The 24171-nt window shown below is 70.4% G+C and carries 20 protein-coding genes; 8 read left to right on the top strand and 12 right to left on the bottom strand.

Features of this window, described 5'->3' with window-relative positions; genetic code table 11:
• Positions 1-156: 156 nt before the first annotated feature.
• The 3 genes from LNW73_RS25880 (at position 157) to LNW73_RS25870 (ending at position 2969) form a co-directional block, all read left to right on the top strand.
• Entirely contained in the window at positions 157-855 is a 699-nt protein-coding gene (locus LNW73_RS25880; protein WP_250991550.1) for an SDR family NAD(P)-dependent oxidoreductase, read from the top strand.
• Positions 852-1898 (top strand): S-adenosylmethionine:tRNA ribosyltransferase-isomerase, encoded by a 1047-nt coding sequence (locus LNW73_RS25875; RefSeq protein WP_250991549.1) that lies wholly within the window; start codon positions 852-854, stop codon positions 1896-1898. Before LNW73_RS25880 ends, LNW73_RS25875 begins: the two co-directional genes overlap by 4 nt.
• Positions 1899-2213: 315 nt before the next feature.
• Positions 2214-2969 (top strand): transglycosylase SLT domain-containing protein, encoded by a 756-nt coding sequence (locus tag LNW73_RS25870; RefSeq protein WP_250991548.1) that lies wholly within the window; start codon positions 2214-2216, stop codon positions 2967-2969.
• 76 nt (positions 2970-3045) lie between these two features.
• Here the strand turns inward: LNW73_RS25870 and LNW73_RS25865 are convergent, their stop codons facing one another.
• The gene (locus LNW73_RS25865; protein ID WP_250991547.1) at positions 3046-5556 is read right to left on the bottom strand and encodes an FHA domain-containing protein; all 2511 of its coding nucleotides are present in this window, start codon (positions 5554-5556) and stop codon (positions 3046-3048) included.
• A 199-nt stretch (positions 5557-5755) separates the two neighbouring features.
• On the opposite strand from LNW73_RS25865, the gene LNW73_RS25860 reads away from it, so the two are divergent.
• Together LNW73_RS25860 and serB are read left to right on the top strand one after the other, a co-directional pair.
• Complete coding sequence (locus tag LNW73_RS25860; protein ID WP_250991546.1) at positions 5756-7402, top strand: streptophobe family protein; 1647 nt, start codon at positions 5756-5758, stop codon at positions 7400-7402.
• A 134-nt stretch (positions 7403-7536) separates the two neighbouring features.
• Positions 7537-8790 (top strand): phosphoserine phosphatase SerB, encoded by a 1254-nt coding sequence (serB, locus tag LNW73_RS25855; protein ID WP_250975238.1) that lies wholly within the window; start codon positions 7537-7539, stop codon positions 8788-8790.
• A gap of 61 nt (positions 8791-8851) precedes the next feature.
• Here the strand turns inward: serB and LNW73_RS25850 are convergent, their stop codons facing one another.
• The 4 genes from LNW73_RS25850 to LNW73_RS25835 form a co-directional block, all read right to left on the bottom strand.
• Complete coding sequence (locus LNW73_RS25850) at positions 8852-9373, bottom strand: SixA phosphatase family protein (protein WP_138354968.1); 522 nt, start codon at positions 9371-9373, stop codon at positions 8852-8854.
• Positions 9374-9467: 94 nt separating this feature from the next.
• Complete coding sequence (locus tag LNW73_RS25845; protein WP_250993039.1) at positions 9468-9695, bottom strand: hypothetical protein; 228 nt, start codon at positions 9693-9695, stop codon at positions 9468-9470.
• 170 nt (positions 9696-9865) lie between these two features.
• Positions 9866-9988 (bottom strand): SGM_5486 family transporter-associated protein, encoded by a 123-nt coding sequence (locus LNW73_RS25840; RefSeq protein WP_250975239.1) that lies wholly within the window; start codon positions 9986-9988, stop codon positions 9866-9868.
• 57 nt (positions 9989-10045) lie between these two features.
• The gene (locus LNW73_RS25835; protein ID WP_250991545.1) at positions 10046-11362 is read right to left on the bottom strand and encodes a CynX/NimT family MFS transporter; all 1317 of its coding nucleotides are present in this window, start codon (positions 11360-11362) and stop codon (positions 10046-10048) included.
• Positions 11363-11384: 22 nt separating this feature from the next.
• Here LNW73_RS25835 and LNW73_RS25830 point away from each other — a divergent pair, with 22 nt between their 5' ends.
• Positions 11385-12065 (top strand): FadR/GntR family transcriptional regulator, encoded by a 681-nt coding sequence (locus LNW73_RS25830; protein WP_250991544.1) that lies wholly within the window; start codon positions 11385-11387, stop codon positions 12063-12065.
• Between the two features lie 88 nt (positions 12066-12153).
• Here LNW73_RS25830 and fabI read toward each other — a convergent pair whose 3' ends face one another.
• The 5 genes from fabI to LNW73_RS36480 all read right to left on the bottom strand — a co-directional run bounded on the left by fabI (position 12154) and on the right by LNW73_RS36480 (position 18241).
• On the bottom strand, positions 12154-12924 hold the full coding sequence (gene fabI / locus LNW73_RS25825; RefSeq protein WP_250991543.1) for an enoyl-ACP reductase FabI: 771 nt from the start codon (positions 12922-12924) through the stop codon (positions 12154-12156).
• A gap of 5 nt (positions 12925-12929) precedes the next feature.
• Positions 12930-13634, bottom strand: coding sequence for a 3-oxoacyl-[acyl-carrier-protein] reductase (gene fabG / locus LNW73_RS25820; RefSeq protein WP_250991542.1), 705 nt, complete (start codon positions 13632-13634; stop codon positions 12930-12932).
• 123 nt (positions 13635-13757) lie between these two features.
• A complete protein-coding gene (locus LNW73_RS25815) occupies positions 13758-14684 on the bottom strand; it encodes a lytic polysaccharide monooxygenase auxiliary activity family 9 protein (RefSeq protein ID WP_250991541.1) in 927 nt (308 codons plus the stop codon).
• 153 nt (positions 14685-14837) lie between these two features.
• Positions 14838-16049 carry an McrC family protein gene (locus LNW73_RS25810; protein WP_250991540.1) on the bottom strand — a complete coding sequence of 404 codons (1212 nt, stop codon included), beginning with the start codon at positions 16047-16049 and terminating at the stop codon, positions 14838-14840.
• Positions 16046-18241, bottom strand: a complete 2196-nt coding sequence (locus tag LNW73_RS36480; protein WP_250991539.1) for an McrB family protein — start codon at positions 18239-18241, stop codon at positions 16046-16048. The genes LNW73_RS25810 and LNW73_RS36480 overlap by 4 nt, the downstream gene beginning before the upstream one ends.
• A gap of 256 nt (positions 18242-18497) precedes the next feature.
• Here LNW73_RS36480 and LNW73_RS25800 point away from each other — a divergent pair, with 256 nt between their 5' ends.
• Together LNW73_RS25800 and LNW73_RS25795 are read left to right on the top strand one after the other, a co-directional pair.
• The gene (locus LNW73_RS25800) at positions 18498-18866 is read left to right on the top strand and encodes a hypothetical protein (RefSeq protein ID WP_250991538.1); all 369 of its coding nucleotides are present in this window, start codon (positions 18498-18500) and stop codon (positions 18864-18866) included.
• Positions 18863-19153, top strand: a complete 291-nt coding sequence (locus LNW73_RS25795) for a hypothetical protein (protein ID WP_250991537.1) — start codon at positions 18863-18865, stop codon at positions 19151-19153. The genes LNW73_RS25800 and LNW73_RS25795 overlap by 4 nt, the downstream gene beginning before the upstream one ends.
• Before the next feature lie 255 nt (positions 19154-19408).
• Here the strand turns inward: LNW73_RS25795 and LNW73_RS25790 are convergent, their stop codons facing one another.
• Together LNW73_RS25790 and LNW73_RS25785 are read right to left on the bottom strand one after the other, a co-directional pair.
• Positions 19409-19702 (bottom strand): ATP-binding protein, encoded by a 294-nt coding sequence (locus LNW73_RS25790; RefSeq protein ID WP_250991536.1) that lies wholly within the window; start codon positions 19700-19702, stop codon positions 19409-19411.
• A gap of 230 nt (positions 19703-19932) precedes the next feature.
• Positions 19933-24156 (bottom strand): Eco57I restriction-modification methylase domain-containing protein, encoded by a 4224-nt coding sequence (locus LNW73_RS25785; RefSeq protein WP_250991535.1) that lies wholly within the window; start codon positions 24154-24156, stop codon positions 19933-19935.
• Positions 24157-24171: the final 15 nt, after the last annotated feature.

The following is a 24171-nucleotide window of genomic DNA, read 5'->3' as shown; positions in this document are numbered from 1 at the left end:
CCGGCGCCGCGGCTCCGGCGGATCGGGCCGGGGACCTAGGGCAAAGTGCCCCCCGACCTGCGGCGGACGGCCGAGGCGCGGGACACGTCGGCGTTCCTACGGTGAAGGGAGCCGCTGGGCAACGGGTCCGGTGGCGGCTCGGAGGGTGGGACGACGATGGCGGTGGCGATCATCACGGGGGCTTCGCGGGGACTGGGTCGTGCCCTGGCCGGGGCGCTCGCCCGGCGTGGCTGGGACCTGGTGCTCGACGGACGGTCCGAGGGAGCACTGAAGACGGCGGCGGCGGAGCTGGAACGGGAGGGCCCAGGACGGGTGGCGGCCGTGCCGGGCGATGTCACCGACGCCGCCCACCGGAGCGCGCTCGTCGCGGCGGCCCGCGCGTTCGGCGGCGTCGATCTGCTGGTGAACAACGCGAGCGCGCTGGGTGCCGAGCCGCTGGTGGCCCTGGCGGAGCTTCCGGTGGACGGGCTGCGCGCCGCGCTGGAGACGAACGTGGTGGCGCCGCTGGGGCTCGTACGGGAGGCGCTGCCCCTGCTGCGGGCGGCGGGCGGCGCGGTGCTGAACATCAGTTCCGACGCGGCCGTGGAGGCGTACGGGACGTGGGGCGGCTACGGGGCGAGCAAGGCGGCGCTGGAGCAGTTGTCCGCGGTGCTGGCCGTGGAGGAGCCGGGGCTGCGGGTGTGGTGGGTGGATCCGGGCGACCTGCGGACCGAGCTGTACACGGCGGCCGTCCCGGACGACGACCCGTCGGACCGGCTGCTGCCGGCGGACGTCGCCCCGGCCTTCCTGCGGCTGCTGGACGAGGAGGCGCCCAGCGGGCGCTACTCCGCTCCGGCGCTGCTGGAAGCACGGTGACCACGGTGGAGGGGCTGCGGGGGCTGCGGGTGCCGCCCGAGCTGTCGGCGCGGGTGCCGGCCGGGCGGCGGGACGGCGTACGGCTGCTGGTCGGTCGGGCGGCGGCGGGCGAGGTGGCGCACCACTCCTTCCGGGAGCTTCCCGGGCTGCTGCGGGCGGGTGACGTCCTGGTGGTGAACACCTCGCGGACGCTGCCCGCGGCGGTCGGCGGGCGGCTCGGCCGGGAACCGGTGACCGTGCACTTCTCGACCCGCCAGGACGACCACCGGTGGGCCGTGGAGGTGCGCAGGCCCGACGGGCGCGGCACGACGGTGCCGCGGGCCGGCGGACCGGCCGGGGCGGTCGTGGAGCTGCCGGACGGGGAGCGCCTGGTGCTGGAGGAGCCGCTGTCGCCGCGCGGGGACCGGCTGTGGCTGGCGCGGCCGTCGATGGCGGACACCGCCGCCTATCTGCACGGGCACGGGCGGCCGATCCGGTACGGCTACACCGAGCGGGACCAGCCGCTCGCGGAGTACCAGACGGTGTTCTCGGTGCCGTCGCCCGACGGCCGCGGCTCGGCGGAGATGCCGAGCGCCGGCCGTCCGTTCACCACCGGGATGGTGACCTCCCTGGTCAGCAGGGGTGTGCAGATAGCGCCGATCGTCCTGCACACCGGGGTCTCCTCGGCCGAGACCCATGAGCCGCCGTACCCGGAGTGGTTCGAGGTGTCGCCGAGCACCGCCTGGCAGGTGAACGCCGCCCGCAGCGGGGGCGGCCGGGTCGTGGCGGTCGGTACGACGGCCGTACGGGCGCTGGAGTCGGCGGCGGACGGCCGGGGCACCGTCCGCGCCGCGCGGGGCTGGACGGATCTGGTGTTGACCCCGGAGCGCGGGGTACACGCCGTGGACGGGCTGCTGACCGGGCTGCATGAGCCGGCGGCCTCCCACCTGCTGATGCTGGAGGCGGTGGCGGGCGCTCCGCTGCTGGAGCGGGTCTACGCGGAAGCCGTGCGCGGCGGCTATCTGTGGCACGAGTTCGGCGACGTGAACCTGCTGCTCCCGTAGGCGTTCCGGGGGCGCTTCCGGCGCCGATTCCGGGCGCGCTGCCAGGACACCTGAAAAGCCGTCACCGTACGCACCCCCGTCATGACGATCCGTCGATGGCGGGGGTGGTGCCGTGTGACCTGCCCGATAGGACGTACGTCACTTACGAAGCCGGATAGTGGACCGGGAGGGTGCCCACGGCGCGTAAGGGGCCCGTAAACACGCCCTGCCGTTCAACCCGCAACTACGACTTTCGTTAGTAATCGACCTCTTTGCCCTGCGGTTTTTACCCAGCTATCAATGCCGGAGTCCGCAATTGGAAGAGGTAACTCCCCCATGCAGCTCCCGACGCTCCCGAAGCTCGGCCGCCTGAACAAGGTGCATTCGTTCGCCGTAGCAGGCACCGCAACCGCCGCTCTGACGGTTCTGGCCATCACCGCTGGTGTCCAGGGATCCGACGGAACGGCCCTCGCCGCCGGCGAGCCCTCCAACATCGCTGTGGTCAGCACCGCCGGCCCGCAGAGCATTACCGACCAGGCCGGCGCCGCTTCGCAGCACGCCGCAGCCGAGGCCGCGGCCAAGAAGAAGGCGGCCGACACGGCCGCCGCGGCCGCGAAGAAGAAGGCGGCCGACGACGCCGCCAAGAAGAAGGCCGCTGACGAGGCCGCCAAGCGCAAGAAGGCGGAGCAGGCCGCGAACCGCTCCCACGAGCGCAAGGCCCTCGCCGCCAAGCCGAAGGCCGAGACCAAGGCTCCGGCCGCCGTCTCGTACTCGAACGACCTCGACGGCTGGATCAAGGAGTCGCTGTCGGTCATGGCCGCCCACAACATCCCGGGCAGCTACGACGGCATCTACCGCAACATCATCCGTGAGTCCTCGGGCAACCCGCAGGCCATCAACCTCACGGACTCCAACGCCATGGCCGGCATACCCTCCAAGGGTCTGCTGCAGGTCATCGACCCGACGTTCCAGCAGTACCACGTCGCCGGTACCTCCATGGACATCTACGACCCGGTCGCCAACATCACCGCCGCGTGCAACTACGCGGCCGCGAACTACGGCTCCATCGACAACGTCGACTCGGCCTACTGAGCACCGGTCCACCACGCCGAAGGGCGGCCGCACCCCCAGGGGTACGGCCGCCCTTCGGCGTTGTCGGTCCTGCGCGCTACTTGCGCATGACCTCCGGCTCGTGGCGGCGCAGCAGCCGCGCGACCACGACACCGCAGATGACCCCGAGTACGACCAGCACGCCCATGTCGACGATCCACTGGGCCGCGGTGTGCTCCCAGAGCTGGTCCGGGTTGGCCGCGTCCCACGGCATGAGGACGTTCAGCTGGGCGGTGGTGCCCAGCGCCGAGACGGCCCAGCGGGCCGGCATCAGCCAGGCGAACTGCTCCACGCCGATCGAGTCGTAGAGCTGGAAGAGCACCCCGGTGAAGACGACCTGGACGATCGCGAACATCACCAGCAGCGGCATGGTCTTCTCGGCGGTCTTCACCAGGGCCGAGATGATCAGGCCGAACATCATCGAGGTGAAGCCGAGCGCGATGACGGCCAGCGTCATCTCGATCGCCGGTGAGCTCTTGAAGATCACGCCCTCGGTGGGCATGGCCCGCGGGGCGAAGCCGATGCCGCAGATGATGACGCCCTGCAGGGCCGTGATCAGACCCAGCACGATGACCTTGGACATCAGGTACGCGGAGCGGGACAGGCCGGTGGCCCGTTCCCGTTCGTAGATCACCCGTTCCTTGATCAGTTCTCGTACCGAGTTGGCGGCGCCCGAGAAGCAGGCGCCCACCGCGAGGATCAGCAGGATCGTGCCCGCGTCCTTGTTGACCAGGTGGGCCTTGAGCGGACCCGGACCCAGACCGCTGTCGGCAGGGATGACGACGCTGACCACACCCAGCACCGCGGGCAGGATGAACATCAGCCCGATGAAGCCGCGGTCGGACGCGATCACCGACAGATAGCGGCGCACCAGCGTCAACAGCTGGGAACCCCAGCTCTGCGGCTTCGGCGGGCGGGTGGCCATCTGCGGGACGACCGCCACGGCCTGCGGGGCGGCGTCCAGGTCGGCCGCGTACATCTGGTAGTGCTGCGAGCCGTGCCAGCGGCCCGACCAGTCGTAGTCGCGGTAGTTCTCGAACGCCGAGAAGACGTCGGCCCAGGTCTCGTAACCGAAGAAGTTGAGCGCTTCCTCCGGCGGGCCGAAGTAGGCGACCGAGCCGCCCGGCGCCATCACCAGCAGCTTGTCGCACAGCGCCAGCTCGGCCACCGAGTGGGTGACCACCAGGACGGTGCGGCCGTCGTCGGCCAGACCGCGCAGCAGCTTCATGACGTCGCGGTCCATACCCGGGTCGAGGCCGGAGGTCGGCTCGTCCAGGAAGATCAGCGACGGCTTGGTGAGCAGCTCCAGCGCGACGGAGACCCGCTTGCGCTGGCCCCCCGAGAGGGAGGTGATGCGCTTGTCCGCGTGGATGTCGAGCTTGAGCTCCTGCAGGACCTCCTGGATCCGGTGGTTGCGCTCGTCGGTCGCGGTGTCACCGGGGAAGCGGAGCTTGGCCGCGTACCGCAGTGCTTTGCGGACGGTCAGCTCCTTGTGCAGGATGTCGTCCTGCGGGACCAGACCGATGCGCTGGCGCAGCTCGGCGAACTGCTTGTACAGGTTTCGGTTGTCGTACAGCACCTCGCCCTGGTCGGCCGGACGGTAGCCGGTCAGCGCACGCAGCAGCGTGGACTTGCCGGAACCGGACGGGCCGATCACCCCGATCAGCGACTTCTCCGGGACACCGAAGGAGACGTCCTTGAGGATCGTCTTCGTGGTGTTGCCCTGCGGGACCGTGACGGTCAGCCGCCGGGCGGAGAAGGAGACCTCACCGGTGTCGACGAACTCCTCGAGCCGGTCTCCGGCCAGCCGGAAGGTCGAGTGGCCGACGCCGACGATGTCGTTGGGGCCCAGCAGATGGCGCTGGATCGGCTGGCCGTTGACGTAGGTGCCGTTGTGGCTGCCCAGGTCGACGATCTCGAAGCGGCCGTCCGGGTGCGCCTTGAACTCGGCGTGGAACCGGGAGACCTGGAGGTCGGAGACGACCAGGTCGTTCTCCAGCGCACGGCCGATCTTGGTGACCTGGTTGATGGAGAAGTGGTGCATCGTGGTCGGGCTGCGGTGCTGCTGCCCGGCCTGCGGTTGCTGCGGCTGCTGCGGCCAGCCCTGCTGCTGCGGAACCTGTGCCGGAGGCTGGTTCCAGCCACCCTGCTGCGGCTGCTGCGGCTGGACGGGCGGCCGGTGCGGCTGCTGGACCGGCGGGGCCTGCCGTGCGGCAGGTGCCTGGTGCGGCTGCGCCAGCGACGTCTCCGCACTGTAGAGATCGGCGCTGACCTGCTGGCCGCCGCTGAAGTTGAGACGGGGGCCGTCGGTCGCGTTGCCGAGGTTCACGGCGGAGCCAGGTCCGACCTCCATCTGGTGGATCCGCTGGCCCTGGACATAGGTGCCGTTGGTGCTGCCGAGATCCTCGACGATCCAACTGCGCTCGCCCCAGCGGATGGTGGCATGCCGCCAGGAGACTCTGGCGTCGTCGAACACCATGTCTCCCTGCGGATCCCGCCCGAGGCTGTACGACCTGGATGGGTCGAGCGTCCAGGTTTGACCGTTCAATTCGAGTACGAGTTCAGGCACCCCAAGCCCCAAAAGTTGTCCCCCGGTATTTCCCCATGCGGGGAGTCTAGGGATTGCGAACATCGGGAGGAACTATTTCAGGCCCGGCAGTCGAACCGGAACCCGCCCTCCGATAAGTACGCCCGCCGGCAGCGTTGACTGCGCCCAAATGCCACCGGAGAGTAGTAACCGCCCAAGGACACGACCTCGGGGGGCCGGGATGACCGCTAGGACCACGCCCTGGGTGAGCGTACTGCTCTCCGCCATCGCGTCCGTGAGTTGGGCGTTTCTGGCCATGACGGGCACCGCCGCGCTCGGTCTGCATCTGCTCGGGGCGGACGCCGCCGGTTCGCTCGGACCGATGACGGCCGCGGTGGTGGCGATGGCGGCGGGCGGCCGGGTCCGGCCGTCGGGCGACGTCGCCGTGTTCGGGATGGACAGCGCCGGCACCCAGGGCGCCATCGGCGTCATGCCGCTGGGCGTGAGCCTGGTGGGCGCGCTGCTGCTGGTGTGGGTCTTCCTGCGGTCGTTACGCAAGGCCGGGACGGTCGTCTCCGCCGGTGAACTGGCCGCCCGGGTGCTGGCGGTCGCGGTGTTCTTCACCGCCGTACTCGGCGGATTGGCCTGGGCCGGCCAGGACACCATCGCCATCGACGGCGCCTCGCTCGGCGCTCCGCAGACCGGCGGCATCCTGGACAAGCTGCCCGGTATCGGGGACATCGGGGGCGGCGGACTCTCCGACGGTCTGCAGGGGCTGATCAAGGCCAAGACGTCGGTCGGCTTCCATGTCGACACCGTACCGACCCTGTTGCGCGGTCTGGTGTGGGTGCTGGTGGTGCTGCTGATCGCGCTGCTCGCCTCGCGCCGTACGCCGCTGCCGCCGGGCTGGCAGGGCGTGCACCGGGTGGTGCGGCCCGCCGTCTCCGCACTGTGCGGGCTGCTGGTGCTCGCCGTGGTGGCGGGGCTCGCCGCCGCCGGGTACGCGGCGGTCACCGGCGAGGAGCCGGGCCGGATCATGGGGGCCGCGCTCCTCGGCGCTCCCGACGGGGTCTGGCTGGCGCTGCCGCTGGGCCTGTTCGTCCAGTGGAAGGGCGTCGCGACCGGGGAGCTCGCGAAGGTGCTGCCCGATCCCTTCGACCGCTTGCTGAACAGCGGGGTCAGGGAACCCATCACGCTGGGCCGGCTCGCCGAGCTGGACGACCGGGTCTGGCTGCTGCCGGTCGCGGTGGCGCTGATGATGCTGACCGCCGGGGCGCTCACCGCGACCCGCACCCCGCTGGGGCCCGGATCGCGCGCCGGATACGCGGGGCGCTGCGCGCTGCGGCTGGGAGTCGCGTCGGCCGTCGCGTTCCCGCTGCTGGTGTGGCTGACCGGGGTCTCGGTGAACGCCGACCTGTCGGTCTTCGGCTTCGACGCCGTCGGGGCCGGGATAGAACTGCACGGCAGCGTCCCGCTGGCGCTGCTGCTGGGCGCCGCCTGGGGTGCGGGGGCGGGCGGCGTGGGCGCGCTGCTGGCGCTGGCGACCGGCGCCGCGGGGCGGCAGGCGGCGCCGCTGGCGCTGGGCCCGGCGCCGGGCGGCACGGCCGGCGATTCCGCGCGGACCTACCCGGCCGTCGCCTACGAGCCGGGGCCTTACGTTCCGAGCCCGGCGTACCGTCCCGAGGAGGACGGGCCGAACCCGTACAAGCAGCCGGCGGAGCCCGCCGGAGGCGCCGGCAACGACTCGCCGCACGCGGCCCAGACGATGGCCGGCGCCCCGCTGCCCCCGCCGCTGCCGCGCCGTTCCGGTGGCGGCGGCCGCACCGACAAATGGCCCGACCCGCCGGGCGAACCGCCGCCTCCGCCGGGAGCGCCCCGCAGGCAGTAGGGCGCCGCGCAGGCGGCAGGCGGGGGTGTCGGCGGGCATTCGGGTCGGATTCCCGCCGCGCGGGTCCGGATGGGTGTCCGCCACGCGGGACGGCTCGTCGCGTCCTTGAGGCCGCCGGATACGGTGGTGTCACCATGAACGACGCCACGCAGCCCATCCCTGTCGCCGCCGTTCCCTCCGCGGACGCGCCCACCCTCCTCGTCAAGATCTTCGGCAAGGACCGCCCAGGCATCACCGCCGGACTCTTCGACACCCTCGCCGCGTTCGGCGTGGACGTCGTGGACATCGAACAGGTCGTCACGCGGGGCCGGATGGTGCTGTGCGCGCTGGTGACCGCGCCGACCGCGCCCGGCGCCGAGGGCGAGCTGCGCTCGACCGTGCACAGCTGGTCCGAGTCGATCAAGATGCAGGCCGAGATCATCTCCGGTATCGGTGACAACCGGCCGCGCGGTGAGGGACGTTCCCATGTGACGGTCCTGGGCCACCCGCTGACGGCCGAGTCGACAGCCGCCATAGCGGCTTGCATCACCGCCACCGGCGGCAACATCGACCGGATCTTCCGGCTCGCGAAGTACCCGGTGACGGCGGTCGAGTTCGCCGTCTCGGGCGCCGATCCGCTGGCGCTGCGCTCGGCGCTGGCGATGGAGGCGGCCGCGCGGGGGGTGGATGTGGCGGTGGTCCCGGCCGGGCTGCAGCGGCGGGCCCAGCGGCTGGTGGTGATGGATGTGGACTCCACCGTCATCCAGGACGAGGTGATCGAGCTCTTCGCCGCGCACGCCGGGTGCGAGGCGGAGGTCGCCGAGGTCACCGCCGCGGCGATGCGCGGCGAGCTGGACTTCGAGCAGTCGCTGCACGCCCGGGTGGCGCTGCTGGCGGGGCTGGACGAGTCGGTGGTGGACAAGGTCCGCGCCGAGGTCCGGCTCACCAAGGGCGCCCGTACCCTGATCCGCACGCTCAAGCGGCTCGGCTACCAGGTGGGGATCGTCTCGGGCGGTTTCACCCAGGTCACCGACGACCTCAAGGAGCGGCTGGGGCTGGACTTCGCGGCCGCGAACACCCTGGAGGTGGTGGACGGGAAGTTCACCGGCCGGGTGACCGGGCCGATCGTGGACCGGGCCGGCAAGGCGCGGCTGCTGCGGAGCTTCGCGGAACAGGCCGGGGTGCCGTTGAGCCAGACCGTGGCGATCGGTGACGGGGCGAACGACCTCGACATGCTGAACGCGGCGGGACTGGGTGTCGCGTTCAACGCCAAGCCGGTCGTCCGGCAGGCCGCCGACACCGCGGTCAACGTGCCGTTCCTGGACACCGTCCTGTACCTGCTGGGCATCACGCGGGAAGAGGTCGAGGCGGCCGACGCGCTGGACGGCGCCCCGACGGAATCCCGCTAGGCCGGGGTCGGGATCCGCATCAGGCCTCGCCGCACGGTCCGCGCGGTCCGTCCGGACGGGCTCAGGCCTCGTGCGGCACCCAGTAGTCGGCCAGCCGGCCGACGCCGTGCTCGACGGACTTCCAGGAACCGGAGAACGTGACGACGCCGAAGGCCGCGGTCGGGAAGCCGCCGCGGTTCATCCGGGCCAGGGCGTCCGCCTCGGCGGTGCCCGCGAGGGCGTCGGCGAGGGCGTGCATGCCGGGGTTGTGGCCGATGACCAGCAGGGTGCCGATGTCGTCGGGGGTCTCGTTGAGCAGGGCCAGCAGCTCGCCCAGGCTCGCTTCGTACAGCCGCTCCTCGTAGACGGTCCTGGGGCGCTGCGGCATCTCGTGCGCGGCGAGCTTCCAGGTCTCACGGGTGCGGGCGGCGGTGGAGCACAGGACCAGGTCGGGGGCGATCCCCGCGTCGGCGAGCCGGCGGCCCGCTACGGAGGCGTCCGTGCGACCGCGTTCGGCCAGCGGCCGCTCGTGGTCGGCGACCGAGGGCCAGTCGGCCTTGGCGTGACGGAGTAGGACGATCGTGCGGGGCGAGTCGACGCTCATGCCCCTCAGCTTTCCAGAAAATCCGCGATCAGGCGCGGGGTAGCCGTTACGGCGGGCACCGGCCCGTGGGCGCCGATCGTCACGGGCCCCGGCATCACAGGAGGTGCTGGGCGATACCGGGGAGCGCGTCCGCGATGCGGGAGATGAGCTGACCGGCGGGCTCGGCCGCCGAGGTGTCGCTCCGGCCGGGTCCGGCGATCAGCATGAGCAGCGCGGCGAAGGCGAGCGCGGGCAGTGCGACGGCCCACCACGGGAGGCGCGTCTGGACCCCGCCGGCCCCCTGGCCGACCGTGTGCCGCGAGGGGCGGGTGGGTGCCTGGATGGACTGGGTGGACACGGTGACCGCCTCCGTGAAGTGCTGGAATGTTCTGACCCTTCGAAACTACGGAAGGGCACTCGACGATCCCATCGGGCGGGCCACCCACTTGACCCTGACCTGGCCCCCCTAGGGATGGTGGGGTTGTCCCCACCATCGGCCTCAGGGGCGGCGGTTCAGCCGAACTTGGCCGCGACGGTCGCGATGATCGCGACGAAGGCCGGAACAGCCAGCATCAGACCGATGATGATCATCAGTCGCTTCTGGCTGTGCGGGGGGTTGGGCTCAAGTACGGGCATGGCCCCAGTCTCGCACCGGCGCCGGAAAGGACCGCGGCGGGGTCGCCCGCGGCGCGGTCACAGTTCGTCCTCGATGTACCGGTTGCGTCCGGCCAGCACGCCGACGACGATCTGCGGCACCATGAGCGCGGCCATCAGCGCGATGGGCAGGTCCCAGCCGCCGCTGTGCTGGTAGAGGGCGCCGACCAGGATCGGTCCCGGGATCGAGATCAGATAGCCGGTGCTCTGCGCGAAGGCGGACAGCCGGACCACTCCCGCGCCGGTGCGCGAGCGCATCCCGACCATCGTCAGGGCCAGCGGGAAGGCGCAGTTGGCGATGCCGAGCAGCAGCGCCCACACCCAGGGGGCGCCGGCCGGGGCGAGCCACAGGCCGGTGTACCCGGCGAGGCCGAAGAGCGCGAGGACGACGACGAGCGGACCCTGGTGCCGCATCCGGCCGGCGAGCGAGGGCAGCGCGAAGGAGAGCGGGACGCCCATCACCATCGTCACGGCCAGCAGCGCCCCTGCGGTGCCGGCGGAGAGCCCGGCGTCGCGGAAGATCTGCGGCATCCAGCCCATCGTGACGTAGGCGGCGGTGGCCTGCAGGCCGAAGAAGCAGGCCAGCGCCCAGGCCGTACGGCTGCGGATGATCCGTCCGGTGTTCCCGTCGGTGGTGGTGGCGGGGCCGCTGCCCGCGGCGGCGGGCCGCGCGGCGGCGCTGCGGTCCCGGACCAGGCCGAGCCACGGCACGATCGCGACGACGGCGAGCGCCGCCCAGACGCCCAGACCGAGCCGCCAGCCGTGGCCCATGGCGGAGGTCAGGGGCACGGTCGCCGCGGCGGCGGCCGCGGTGCCGAGGGAGAGCGCCATCGAGTAGAGCCCGGTCATCGCCCCGACCCGGTCGGGGAAGTACCGCTTGACGATCACCGGCATCAGGATGTTGCTGACCGCTATGCCGGCCAGTGCGACGGCGCTGGCGGCGAGGAAGAGCACGGTGCCGCTCGCGAACGGGCGCAGCAGCAGTCCGGTGGCGATGGCCGCCATGCCCGCGCACACCACGGCGCCCGCGCCGAAGCGGCGGGCCAGTCGCGGGGCGGCGATGCCGAAGAGCGCGAAGCACAGGGCGGGCACGGAGGTGAGGAACCCGGCCACGGCGCCGCTCATGCCGAGGCCGGCCCTGACCTCCTTCATGAGCGGCCCGAGGCTGGTGACGGCGGGACGGAGGTTGAGCGCGGCGAGCACCAGCCCGGCGAGGACGAGGCGGCGCGTCCAGACGGGCAGCGCCGACGTCTCCGGCCCGGGAGCGGCTTCGGAGACCGGCGCGGACCCGGGTGCGGATCCCGGTCGGGACACGGCTTTGTCGCGGTCGAGGGTGAGGGGTTCGTCATCGCGCATGCAGCCATCATAGAATGATGGGATGAATCTCGGACCACTCCCCCGGCAGTCCACGCTCGCCGACCAGGTGATCACCCGGCTGCGCACCCAGATCACGTCCGGTGAGTGGCCGGTCGGCTCCCGCATCCCGACGGAACCCGAGCTGGTCGAACAGCTCGGCGTCGCCCGCAACACCGTCCGCGAGGCGGTCAGGGCGCTGGCCCACAACGGGCTGCTCGACATCCGGCAGGGCTCCGGCACCTATGTCGTGGCCACCAGCGAGCTGGCGGGCGTCATGCAGCGCCGGTTCGCCGACGCCGATCCGCGGCATGTCGCCGAGCTGCGCAGCGCCTTGGAGGCGTCCGCCGCCGGGCTGGCCGCCGCCCGCCGCACCGACCGCGACCTGCGGCATCTCGACACCCTGCTGGAGCGCCGCGAGCGGGCCTGGGAGTCGGGGGACGCCGCCGCGTTCGTCGACGCGGACGCGACGCTGCACCTGGCGGTCGTCGGCGCCTCGCACAACGAGGTGCTGGTCGAGCTCTACGCGGACTTCGGCGAGGTGCTGCGCGACTTCCTGCGCGCGGACGTCGGCGAGGTGCTGCGCCCGGAGCAGCACCTGGACCACGCCCGGCTGGTCGAGGCGATCCGCGCGGGCGACGCGGAGACGGCGTCGGCCGAGGCCGCCGGACACGCCTTCCACTGCCGGGGGCTCGGCACTCCCTGATCCCCGCGGAGCACGGCGAACGCCCGGCCCCGGACGCTGAGGAAGCGTCGGGGACCGGGCGTCTGCCGTGTGTCAGGAGCGGTACGGGTCAGGCACCGACCGCGTGCAGGCCGCCGTCGACGTGGATGATCTCGCCGGTCGTCTTCGGGAACCAGTCCGAGAGCAGGGCGACGACACCGCGGCCGGTCGGCTCCGGGTCGGACATGTCCCACTCCAGCGGGGAGCGGTGGTTCCAGACGTCCGCGAGCTCGCCGAAGCCCGGGATGGACTTGGCGGCCATCGAGCCGATCGGTCCGGCCGAGATCAGGTTGCAGCGGACGTTCTGCTTGCCCAGGTCACGGGCGAGGTAGCGGGACGTCGCCTCCAGCGCGGCCTTGGCCGGGCCCATCCAGTCGTACTGCGGCCAGGCGTACTGCGCGTCGAAGGTGAGGCCGACGACCGAGCCGCCGCCGTTGCTCATCAGCGGCAGGCACGCCATGGTGAGCGACTTCAGCGAGAACGCGGAGACGTGCATCGCGGTGGCGACGGACTCCCACGGGGCGTTGAGGAAGTTGCCGCCGAGCGCGTCCTGCGGAGCGAAGCCGATGGAGTGCACGACGCCGTCCAGGCTGCCCAGCTCGGCGCGTACGGTGTCCGCGAGCGAGCCGAGGTGCTCGGCGTTGGTCACGTCCAGCTCGATGACCTTGGTGGGCTTCGGCAGCTTCCTGGCGATGCGCTCGGTCAGGGTGGGCCGCGGGAAGGCGGTGAGGATGATCTCAGCGCCCTGCTCCTGCGCCAGCTTGGCGGTGTGGAACGCGATGGAGGACTCCATCAGCACTCCGGTGATCAGGATGCGCTTGCCTTCGAGAATTCCACTCATGGTGATCAGTGACCCATGCCCAATCCGCCGTCTACGGGAATGACGGCACCAGTGATGTATGCGGCCTCTTCGGAGGCGAGAAAGCGGACCGAGGAGGCGATCTCCGCGGTCTGTGCGTAGCGGGCCAGCGGGATCTGGCCGACGATCTTCGCGCGCTGCTCGTCGGTGAGCGCGCGGGTCATGTCGGTGTCCACGAAGCCGGGAGCCACGACGTTCACGGTGATGTTGCGCGAGCCGAGCTCACGGGCCAGCGAGCGCGCGAAGCCGACCAGGCCGGCCTTGGAGGCGGCGTAGTTCGACTGGCCGGCGGAGCCGAGCAGGCCGACCACCGAGGAGATGAGCACGATGCGTCCCTTGCGGGCCCGCAGCATCTTCCGGGCGGCGGCCTTGACCACACGGAAGGTGCCCGTGAGGTTGGTGTCCAGGACCGAGGTGAAGTCCTCGTCGGTCATCCGGAGCAGCAGCTGGTCGCGGGTGACGCCGGCGTTGGCGATCAGCACCTCGACCGCGCCGTGCTTCTCCTCGATCTCCTTGTAGGCCTGCTCGACCTGTTCGGCGTCCGTGATGTCGCACCGCACCGCGAGCAAGCCCTCCGGCGGCTCGCCCGAGCGGTAGGTGATGGCGACCTTGTCACCCGCGTCGGCGAAAGCCTGGGCGATGGCGAGGCCGATGCCCCGGTTTCCTCCGGTGACGAGAACCGAGCGGCTCAACGGATCACCCTTTCCCATAGTTGTGGCTATCACCACGAAACTATCGGTCCGGGCAGCGATACAGGGAACCGGCCCCGACAGGGGCGTCCAGCCGTCCCTGTCGGGTCCCTACAGTCGGCGGGGTTACGCCTGTGTGCGGGCTGCGGTCCGGCGGCGGCCGCGGAGGATCATTCCGACGGCTCCCGCGGCGAGAACGGCGCTGCCGCCGAGTGCCGTCTTCAGGGTGCCGGCGGCCTGGCCGCTCGCTGCCGTGTTCTGGGTGACGAGAGTGGTGTCCCCGCCGTGGCCGTGGTGGCTGACCGTCGACCGGCTCGCTCCGGCGGCGATCTGCTGGTCGCTGGGCGCGGCCGGGGCCTTGGCGGCGGCGCCCTGTCCGAAGACGACATCGGAGCAGCCGTAGAACGCCTCGGGGCTGTCGGTGCGCTGCCAGACCTGGTAGATCAGGTGGCGGCCGGAGCGGCTGGGCAGCTGCGCGGTGAAGTTGTAGTAGCCGCTCGTCGCGGAGGAGCTGGTCGGGTAGGTGGCGATCGGAGTGGCGTCCAGGTCGGACCACTTGAGCGGCTTCGTCGGGTCGTAGCCGGCCTTGGTGATGTAGAGGGTCATGACGCCGCGGTGGGGTGCGGTGACCCGGAAGCCGACGTTGAACGAGCCGGCGGCGACGCTGGTGGCGGGCCAGTCGGTACGGGCCATGTCGAGGGCCTTGTACTTGTCGCGGTTGGCCGAGCACAGCTTGCCGTCGGGAATGATGTCCCGGCTGTGGCCGTCGGCGTTGGCGATGTTCACCTCGTTCCAGTCGTAGAGCGGCTGGGTGCCGCTCATGGCGACCAGGTCCTTGCAGACCTGCGACTGCGGGTGTTCCGGGCCTTCGGCGTAGCAGGCGGATATCCGGCTGACGGGACCGCTGAGGGCGCCGTGCGCGCTCGCGGACACCGGGGTGAGGGCGACGAGCGCCAGTGCCGCGGCGCCCGCGGCGCCGACGGCCGCGGCGTGGCGGAACGCGGGCAGCCGCGGCGGGGGTACACGGAGTGCCGGCTGGTGGGGGGCTGACATGTGGGGGCTCCTTGTCGTGCTGTATCTCGTGACTGCGCGGACAGGGGCGTGGGGGGACAGCAGAACGAGCATAGGATTGGTCTGGACCAACGACAAGAGGCCTGCCGTTATTGACTTCTGATGGAGCATCACGCCGCAGTTCGGGTCGCCCTTCTACAGCAGCGCCCTGGAGCGCGCGCTGAGTATCGTGTCGGCCAGAACGCCGATCCGGGCCTGGAGATCCTGGTGCGGGAGCGTGAGGTCCAGTACGTGCCGGTGCAGCCGGACGATGCCCTCTCCCACCGGTACATGCACGATGTCCTCTACGCCGCTCACATAGACGAGATGTCCGTCCTTGAGTCCGAACCGGATGCAGTAGGCGAGCATCTGGTACAGGTCACCACGCTCCCGTTCGGGCTTGTACTTGGCGTCGGCGACGACGGCGGGACCGGAGAGGTAGTGGACGAGGTCCGGTTTGAGCGGGTGCCGCCGGTCCACGTCCAGGGAGTACGAGGTGTCCCTGGTCTCCGCCCGGCCGCCGGCGCGCTGCCGCAGAGCTTCACCGAGGGCCTGGCCGAGGAACGTCTCGTAGACCCGCCACATGGTCATCAACATGCCGTCGACCCTGACGAGCCGGCCGTTGTCCAGCTCGTAGGAGTCGCCGTTCAGGATGAGGGCTGCCAGGCCGAGGGCCTGCTGGTAACGCCGGTTGAGCCGGGTGGGGGCCCACCGGGGCAGCGGGGCGCCCGGTACCGGAGCGACGACTCCGTCCAGGCGGCCGGCAAGTCCATGAAGGGCCGTGCGGCAGCCTGGATCGAGCCCAGGGGTGCGCAACAGACGGCGTACCGCACCCAGCAGCAGCTGGTTCTCGGGGATGTCGGTGGTGTGGTCGTCGTAGACCACTTCCAGCGGCAGGGCGAGGCCGGGCCGGCGGCGCAACTGGGCCGAGGACCGCAGCCGGCCGCGCAGTACCGGCAGGGTGTCCTCGGTCTCCCGGTAGCCGAGCAGCGCGCCGGGGCGCAGAGCGCGGCCGGCCGACCTGGCGAACGCGTACCCGACCGCCGGCAGCAGATCGGGACGGGCCGCCCCGTCGACGGGTTCCTCGGACCAGCGAATGTGATCCGCCGCGTATCCCAGCAGGTACAGAATGCGGTCTATGGGGATCTTGGGCGCGATGGAGAGCTGAACGGCGGCCGGTCCGCGGCCGAGCCGCACCGCGCCGACCACACCCTTGGCACCGCGCGCCCGCAGCTTCCATGTGTCGCCGGGTCCTGTCCCGATCTCGACCAGCTCGGATTCGCTGAGAGTCCCGGCCTGCTCCCGGGTCAGGGTCCACGGTGTCCAGCCGCCGCTCTCCTTCAGGCGGACCCGGGGCTCGCTGCTCATGGCGCGAGAGGGAGGCCGAGGTGCTCACGGATCGCTTCGAGGCCGTACCGCAGGTGGACGTCGGTGCCATCGCCCCAGTGGTATTCGGTGAGCAGCGGCAGGATCTCGGTGCGCCAGAGGCGGTCCAGGGCTCGCGGTCCGCTGTGTACCACGGGGCGCATGAAGTACGAGGGACCGACCCGGAACTCACGTTCCTGGTCCGCCCCTTCGCCGATTCTGCGATTGAGTTCATCGAGCAGCATCGCGGTGTCCTCGGGCAGCGCGTTGGCGGCGAGCCAGGAGCGGAGTATGGAGGAGGCGGGTGCGGTGTCGGGGTGCAGTTCCACGAAGGAGAAGCGGCGGCGCATGGCGGCGTCCATGAGCGCCACACTGCGGTCCACGGTGTTCATCGTGCCGATGAGGTAGAGGTTCGGCGGGAGCCGGAACCCGCGGCCCTCGTCCGATCCGTAGAGCAGGTGCACGAACTCCTTGCGGTATTCGAGAAGGAAGTACAGCTCGCCGAAGACCTTGGCGAGGTTGCCGCGGTTGATCTCGTCGATGACGAGGACGAAGATCTCGGCGGGCCGTTCGTCGGCGGAGTCCGCAAGCCTGCGCAGCGGCCCCTTGACGAGGTCGAAGACGATGCCGGTGGATGCCTGGGCGGACCCGGATGCATCCCGCTCGTCGTGCTTCGTGTCTTTACGGGCGGCCGCCGCGGTGCGCGGCCTGAAGCCTTCGAAGAAGTCCTCGTAGGAATACGCGGGGTGGAACTGCACCAGCCGGGTGTTGGTGGGGTTGCCGCCGGTCAGATGCCGGGCCAGTGCGAGGGCGGTATAGGTCTTTCCCGTGCCGGGCGGACCGTGCAGGATCAGCTGTCGCTTGTCCCGGAGCAGTTCCACGCACTCCTGGAGCCACTCCATGTCCTCCTCCCGGATGGTGAGTTCCGCGGCCAGATCGGTGGTGGCGTCCGGCAGCACCGGGGCAAGGGCCGGGGCGGAGGGGGCCTGTTCCGGCTCCACCCCGATCAGCGCCTCCAGGTCCCCCGCGTACTCGCTGGCCTCCACCAGCCGGGCGTCCGCGTCGGCGAGTCGTCCCGACATCCCGGACGGCAGATCCTTGAAAAAGTCCAGTGGTGCGTCAAGGTTGCGCCAGTCGACCGTGCGCTGGACGACGGCCCGGCCGCCGTCGGAGGTGGCAAAGCGGACCGGGCCCCGGACGACTCCGAGATACGTCCTGGCCCCATCGGTGCAGACCACGATGTCCCGTTCGCTCATCCGGGACAGGAAGGTGTGGAGCTCGCCGGTCAGCCGCTCGCGCCGAGCCGGCGTGGCGCTGGAGTACGCCTGGTCGATGACGGTCCGAACCCGCTCGCGCCCGGCGCCTTCGCCGAGCACCGGCAGCCGCTCCGCAGGCAGCGTCACCACGCCTTCGTCCCGCCACAGGGTTCTGATGAGGTTCGCGCCCGCCTCGTCGGTACCCCGCACGATCCACACCCGGCGGGGCGGCTCGGGAACCGTACCCCCGTCGGGTGACTCCCCCAGCACCAGCGCGGTGAGTTCCTCCGCCGCCAGCCGCGCCCCGGGCTTGGCTCGCACCACATCGGCGCTGGAGCGGGCCTCGTCGTACAGCTCGTCGCGCTCCAGCAGCCTGCGCCATTCATCGAGCTCGGTAGGGAGTAAACCCAGTTCGGGCCATACGTCACCGTCGTACCCCAGTGCCAGGTGCCAACCGCTGGGCCGGGTGCCCTGGAAGCAGGCGGCCAGCGCGTCGGCGTCGACCTCGTACTCCGCGGCCAGTTCGGAGATGCGAACCCAGCGTCCGTCGGGCAGCTCCGACAGCAGCGCGGCGGCTGCGTCGAAGCCGGGCCGGTTCGTGCGCCATGCGAGGTACCGGTTGATGGCTTCGCTGAAGAAGTCCTCCGGCGCCGGATGTTCCGTGAGGGCCTGCTCACCGAGCCCGGTGAGCCGCCACTTGCGGCCGGTCCTTCGCAACCAGCCGGCCTTGACGAGATTGGTCCCGTTGTGGCTGAGATTGGTGTCCCAGCCACTGGTCGCCTCGGGCGCCGCCTGCTGCCAATCCTCTTCCAACGTCGGGTCCCGTCGCAGAACCAGCGGCCACAACTCCCGCCAGACAAGGCCGTCCTGCAGGTTCTCGGAGAGAATGACGGCCGCGCTGTGTACGGCGGCGGCGCTGATCTCGAACGGTGTCCGCACGGGTTCCTTCCGGGGTGGGGCAGACGAGCGATGGCGTCGGCCGGGCGCGTTCATCCTGAGGCTATCCCCGGGGCACGACAACCGGTCCAGGGGCCGGGTGCGGCCCCCTCAGGGGGATCCGCCCAGGCGCCCCGGCCCGGGGTCCCTGTCGCCGGTCGGCACAGGCCGGGCCGAACCCCTCTTGGCGTACTGCTCTGGCAGACTGGCCGCAGGCGACCAGGAGGCGCTGTGACATGGCGCGAATCACGATTCGGGAGTGGATCAGGACATGACCGCTCAGCACGCAGAACACGACGGGCCGCTGATTCCGCAGCCTGCCATGACGAGGGAGGCCCTGCGGGAGGCGGTCAGACGAATCGCCTTGTCCGACCTTGCCGTGCTCGACCGGGAGTGTGCCGAAGCCTTCGACCGGGCGGTGCAGACCCAGTCGACCAGTCCACTGCGCTTCTTCCTCACCAAGTGGGCGACCTTCGTAGCCATTGAGCGCTGGCCCTCACGGGCCGCTGCCCTGCACGGGGCCGAACGGATCTCCGGCGATCCTCACAGCACCGAGGAACAATTCCGGTCCGCCATGGACACGATCAACCGCATCCTCGCCGAGGCCCAGCAGGAGATCGGTCTGTGACCAAGCGCGGCGAAGGCGTCGAGGACGACGCCGGATGGGCCTTCGAGTACGACCCGAGCGCTGAATGGGTACTCGGAGACCTTCCGGATGCCTGGCGCGAGGAAGTGGAAGGGATCGCGGTCGGCCTGGTCGACCTTGCCTCGATGGGGCTCGATCCCAAGGACGGCAGTCTTGAGGACGATCCCAACCCCATGCGGCTGCGAACCTACGAAGACGAGCGCCTGATGCTCTGGTACCAGACGATCCCGCACAGAAAACGCGTCTACCTCAAGCGGATCAACCTCTAGTCAGCGATTGGCGCCCGGGGCGCGAGTACGGCGAGCTGTCCCGCCGGACCGCCTTCTGCCACGAGGGGTGGTGGGGCATGGCAGCGAGCCGCACCACCTGCTGGGACAACGCCGACCAAGGGATCAACGGCTCACCGCGCGGGGGCAGGGTGCCGCTCCATGGGCCGGCTGCTCCTATCACGGCCTCTCCCAAGCGCTGCCAGGCCCTAGTTGCCCGGTCTGCCGCAAACATGGCCGCCGGCAGTCCGGATCGGTCTACCCGGCTGGACGAGCCAGCCGGCAGCGGATCTGTTTGCCGATCGGCGAGCGCTGGATGTGCCAGGCGGGCGCGAGCAGGTCCAGCAGCGGCAGCCCGCGGCCCGATTCGGCCTCGGGGTCGTCCAGGGCCACCCCGCTGCGGCGCGGCAGCATGCGCGGGTCGGGGTCATGCACGTTGACGGCCACCCCGAAGGACGGGACGTAGACCTCGACGACGACCGGGGCGTGCTCCCCATAGGCGCGGACGCAGTTGCCGACCAGTTCGGAGACCACCAGTTGCGCGGCATCCACGGTGTCGGCGCCGAACCGTGACCGGACAGCGTCTTGGCCGTCAACTCACGTACGGCCCGGAGGTTGCGGGCGGAGGCGAGTATGTGAACGACAAAGCCGGTGGGGTGGCAGCACAGGTGAAAGCCCGGGGTGGGGGGATAGCGTTCCGCGAGGGCGTGATCGCCGGAGAGCTCTGAGACTGGCGCAAGGGTGGCCGCTTCCCCTGTTCCGGGGAGGCGGCCCCTTGTGCGTCAGCCCCAGATGCCGAGTTGCTCGTCGCGCCCTATTTCGCTGACGCCGAACAGACCGTCCTGAGCCGTCGGCAGTTCGGCCCCGGGCTCCTCGGCCGCCGTCACGGTGGTCGGAGGTTCGGGCTCGGGACGCGGCGGGCGGGTCAGCGGGCTGGTTCCGGGGGCGTGACGGGGGCCATGGGCGGGGGGCGGGGCGAGGTCCGTGGTGTAGACGCCCTTGGCCATCGCCTCGTAGACGCGGATGATCTCGGTGCTGGTGGCGTGGAAGAGATCCGGGGTCTTGTTGCGGAAGGCCCGGAAGCTGTCCAGGATGACCGAAAGTTCCTCGCGGTCGATGCCGTAGAGATGGAGAAACGCAGCGTCCAGTTCGGCGCGCATGACGAAACGGCGGTCCTCGTCCCAGACGAACGGCGGTCCGTCGTCGCCGAGGTGCTGCGCCCAGGGCGCCATCTCGTAGGACGTGTAGGTCAGCTCCAGGACCCGGGCGCGGATCCACGGGGCGGATGGCTTGCCGCCGAGCCAGGCGACGGGTGTGTCGTAGGCATCGGGGGCGAGGACGGGAAGCTGCTCGAATACGAAGTAGACAAGCGACAACCCCGCATACTTCTGTCGGGCAGCAAAGTCCAGAACACGGCTGGTCAAGTTTGCCAGCAACGCATCAACTTTTCCGTGGGGATGCATAAGCGGGAACTTGTGTCCTACCGCGGTACGAGGTAGGACCGATGGGATGACCGTACGCATGTCGGCACCTCGGCAGACATCGCGCCAGCCCATCACCCAGTCGTACGGCCACTCCGTCTCCGGCTTTCCCGGCTCCGCCGCGAGCTTGGCCTGGACCAGCGGCTCATAGAGCCAGTAACGCGGCAATGGGAGTATTGCGGGATCAGTGTGGGACTCAACAGTCAAGCGGGGCAGCGTGCCTTTGTTAATCTGCGCTTGAGTAGCATTCTCATAGGTGGCGAAGCGACTGTCGAAGTGGTTAGCGAGCTTACCCTCGTAGAGCGGGAGGTATCGCTCATCACCCTTGACGAACACCGAGCCATCCAACGTCCAACCGCTGTCGATCAGCCGTTCAGCTGTGTCGGTAGCCGCCTCGAACATGCGCGAAAACCGCAACTCCCACGGGTTTGCCTCTGCCTTCCCCGGTTCCTTGCGCCATAGCAGATCCACTCTGCTGTGAATCCCCTCCAGTACACGCAGGTGCTCCGGCCCTTGACAGACCGGAGACGTGCCTGTATTTGGGTTGACCCGCCGGAATCCGTCCGCATCCATAGTGAACTCTCGTGCGTCCAGTTGCTCAGGACGGCGTGCGCGGAAGGCCAGCCGAACCCGTTCGTACCGCAGAGCCGGACCACAGAATGTGAATAGGCAGAAGGCATACCGATTCGTGACATCTGCGAAAAGCTTCTCCTCGTTCTCCATATCCAGCACCGTCACCAACTGCCGCTTTTCCACCAGGTCCGAGAAGAACACGGACGTCGTCATGTCCGTCGCAATGCCCGTTGGCAGCACCAGCCCCGCCATGCCCTTAGGCGCCAGCAAGTGCCGCGCCTTCTCGGCGAAGACCGAGTACGTATTAACGTCCCCGAACCCCGTCAGCGGGAAGATTCCCGAGCTGCGCAGCATCAGCGTCAAGCCGGCGGCCTCCCGTAGCGCTGTCTGAAAGCGGCGGAACATCTCGCGGTCGGCCTCGACCGGATTGCCGTGGTCATCCTGGCTCGTCAGCAGCGCAGCGATCTCGTGCTTGCGCACGCTCGCGTTGTCGGCGTCGGCGATGGCCTCGTGGCCCTCGGTGGTGAACCATTCCTTTTCCTGGATCTTGACGCGCTCCCAGGGCGGGTTGCCCAGCACCGCGTCGAATCCGCCTTGCCAGCCCGTGACGGAGTTGGTGTCGGGTGCGTCGCGGTCCTCGACACGGAAGACGTGGGGGAATTCCAGGTGCCAGTGGAAGAAGCGGTTGCGCTCGACGATCGCCCGCAGCTCGTCCTCTCCCCCGCCTTCCAGGTCCTGGCCCTCCTCCAGGTCGTGCAGGGTGCCGCTGGTGATGGGCGGGGGCGCCTCGCCGTGCTTGCGCCAGAGGAACGCGGCGCACCAGGCGTCGGCGATGCGCTTGAGCTTCCGCATCTTCGGGTCGCGCTCGAAGTCGCGGTGCTGTCGGGCGTGTTCGCGGACCTGGGCGAGGGTGCGGCCGGGGAGGAGTGCCAGCTCCTCGGCCTTCGTCCGCAGCCCCGCCGTGCTCGTCAGGACGAGGGGTTCGGTGAGGACGTGCTGGGAGCCCTGCTTCGGATCCGGGCGTTCCTTCTTGTTGTCGGCCTTGGACCGCCGGCGGACTTCGGGATCATCCCCGGCAAGTTTCGTGAAGGCGCCGTCGGGAAGCCCCTGCTCCAGCAGCACCGGGGTCGTCCCGAGCAGTGCGTTGCCGACCTTGATGCGGTCGTCGAGGTACGCCAGCGGCTCGCCCGGTCGCAGGGATTCCAGCCAGAGGGAGACCTTGGCGATCTCGGCGGCCAGCGGGTTGATGTCGACGCCGTGGACGCAGGCTCGTACGACCTTGGCCATGGCGTCCCGTACAGCGTCGGGCGCCGGCTCGTCGTCGCCGGTGTGCAGGACGGCGTACCGCAGGGCGATCCGCCGGGCGGCGGCGACGATCACATGGCCGGAGCCACAGGCGGGATCAACCAGGCGGATCTTGAGCAGGTCGCCGGGGATCCTGGAGGCGGCGTAACGGTCTATGACCGGATCGAGGGCGTTGTCGAGGAGCTTCTCGATGAGGACGCCCGGGGTGTAGTACGACCCGGTGGTCTTGCGCTGGTTGCCGGCGACCAGTTCCTGGAGCCAGAAGGAGTCGGCGCTCTCACTGCGCCGCGGCACGAGTTCCAGCAGGGACTCGTAGACGCTGCCGAGTTCGTCGGCGCCGAGGTGCCGGTAGTCGATGCGGGTCGGGCGGCCCTTGTCGTCCAGGACGATGGAGAGCAGTCGGACAGCGTCCAGGAGGTGCTCGTTGGGGAGCGCCGCGACGCGCAGCGGTTCCGGGCCGCCGGGGAGGAGGGCAGCGGCGCCGGGGGTGTCGTTGTCGGCGCGGAAGTAGAGGCCGCCGAGTTCGGGGAGGGCGAGGGCGCGAAGGCCGCCGTCCTTGCCAAGGGCGTCGAGGACGCGGACGAGGGCGGTCCACAGGTCCGTGTTCCGGTCGCCCTTGCGCAGGGAGGCGATGCGACGCAGCCGGGCGGTGGAGAAGTACTTGGTGTAGTGCTCCCGTGCGTTCTTGGCGGCGTCGGAGGGGTCGAGGAGGACGCCCCGGTCCTCGGCGACGATGAGGAAGATCAGCTGGTAGGCGAGGCGCAGCAGCTCGTGATGGAAGTCCTTCAGGGCCGGTTGGCTGCGGGCCAGTGCGTCACGCAGTTCAGGGTTTGCTGCAAGAAAGCCGGTGCCCAGGATCGTGAGAGCCCTTTTGACCTGGTCCCGGAGTCGGTCGCGGGCGCGGGTGCCGGTTTCGATGGCGTGTTGGCGCCACCATTCCAGAGGGCAGTCGGCAGGGCCGAGGTCGGGTGGGGCGGCTTCGCCGTCACCGTCCTCGTCCTCCTCACGGACACCGCCGACACCCCCGACATCACCGTCCTCGCCGACCGTGGAGGCTGCGCGGCGGCGCTTGTCCGGCTTCGGGGCGAGCTCGAAGCGGGAGGCGTGGAGCATGGTGAAGAGCAGCAGGAAGTCGGGGAACAGGTCCCTCTCGAAGATGCCTTCGAGGTCAAACTCGACGTAGGAGGAGCCGGTGATGGCGGTGGAGTCGCGCAGGACCCTGATGACGCGGCCGTTGGAGAGCAGGCCCCACAGCCGGGTATCGGAGACGTTGAGCAGGTCCTGAAGCATCGATTGCGGCGCACGGCTTTTGCCCGTCCGACGGTCCAGGGGGGTGTCCCAGGCGAGGAGGTGGACGGGGAGGTGCGGCTGCCATTCGTGGCTGACGCGGTACGGCTCACGCTCGGGGATCTTGATGCCGCCGCGCGGCGCGGCGGGCAGGCGCTGTCCGTAGCCGAGTTGGTCGAGCAGGATGTACAGCCATTGGTCGCGGGTGAGCCTGTCGGCGGAGGTGTTCTGCGGGTGGTCCGCGAGCTGCTGGCGGAAGCCCGCGTAGACGACCTTGAGGTAGTTCCACTTGCGGCTGGCGGCGTCGGTGAGGCGTTCGCCGCGCGGGAGCCCGTAGGCGGCGGGGGCGATGGCGAGCAACTCGCGGTCGCCCTC

This window comes from Streptomyces sp. RKAG337, assembly GCF_023701715.1.
Classification (GTDB): Bacteria; Actinomycetota; Actinomycetes; order Streptomycetales; family Streptomycetaceae; genus Actinacidiphila.
Note: the sequence above shows the minus strand (reverse complement) of the source record. Positions and strands in the feature narration are given on the sequence as shown.

What these genes read in the sequence shown, in the direction of transcription:
- fabI (WP_250991543.1), bottom strand. Translation starts at nt 12,924, where the DNA reads ATGAGTGGAATTCTCGAAGGCAAGCGCATCCTGATCACCGGAGTGCTG.
- LNW73_RS25850 (WP_138354968.1), bottom strand. Translation starts at nt 9,373, where the DNA reads ATGAGCGTCGACTCGCCCCGCACGATCGTCCTACTCCGTCACGCCAAG.
- LNW73_RS25810 (WP_250991540.1), bottom strand. Translation starts at nt 16,049, where the DNA reads ATGAGCAGCGAGCCCCGGGTCCGCCTGAAGGAGAGCGGCGGCTGGACA.
- LNW73_RS25830 (WP_250991544.1), top strand. Translation starts at nt 11,385, where the DNA reads ATGAATCTCGGACCACTCCCCCGGCAGTCCACGCTCGCCGACCAGGTG.
- LNW73_RS25815 (WP_250991541.1), bottom strand. Translation starts at nt 14,684, where the DNA reads ATGTCAGCCCCCCACCAGCCGGCACTCCGTGTACCCCCGCCGCGGCTG.
- LNW73_RS25870 (WP_250991548.1), top strand. Translation starts at nt 2,214, where the DNA reads ATGCAGCTCCCGACGCTCCCGAAGCTCGGCCGCCTGAACAAGGTGCAT.
- LNW73_RS25860 (WP_250991546.1), top strand. Translation starts at nt 5,756, where the DNA reads ATGACCGCTAGGACCACGCCCTGGGTGAGCGTACTGCTCTCCGCCATC.
- serB (WP_250975238.1), top strand. Translation starts at nt 7,537, where the DNA reads ATGAACGACGCCACGCAGCCCATCCCTGTCGCCGCCGTTCCCTCCGCG.
- LNW73_RS25835 (WP_250991545.1), bottom strand. Translation starts at nt 11,362, where the DNA reads ATGCGCGATGACGAACCCCTCACCCTCGACCGCGACAAAGCCGTGTCC.
- LNW73_RS25880 (WP_250991550.1), top strand. Translation starts at nt 157, where the DNA reads ATGGCGGTGGCGATCATCACGGGGGCTTCGCGGGGACTGGGTCGTGCC.
- LNW73_RS25840 (WP_250975239.1), bottom strand. Translation starts at nt 9,988, where the DNA reads ATGCCCGTACTTGAGCCCAACCCCCCGCACAGCCAGAAGCGACTGATG.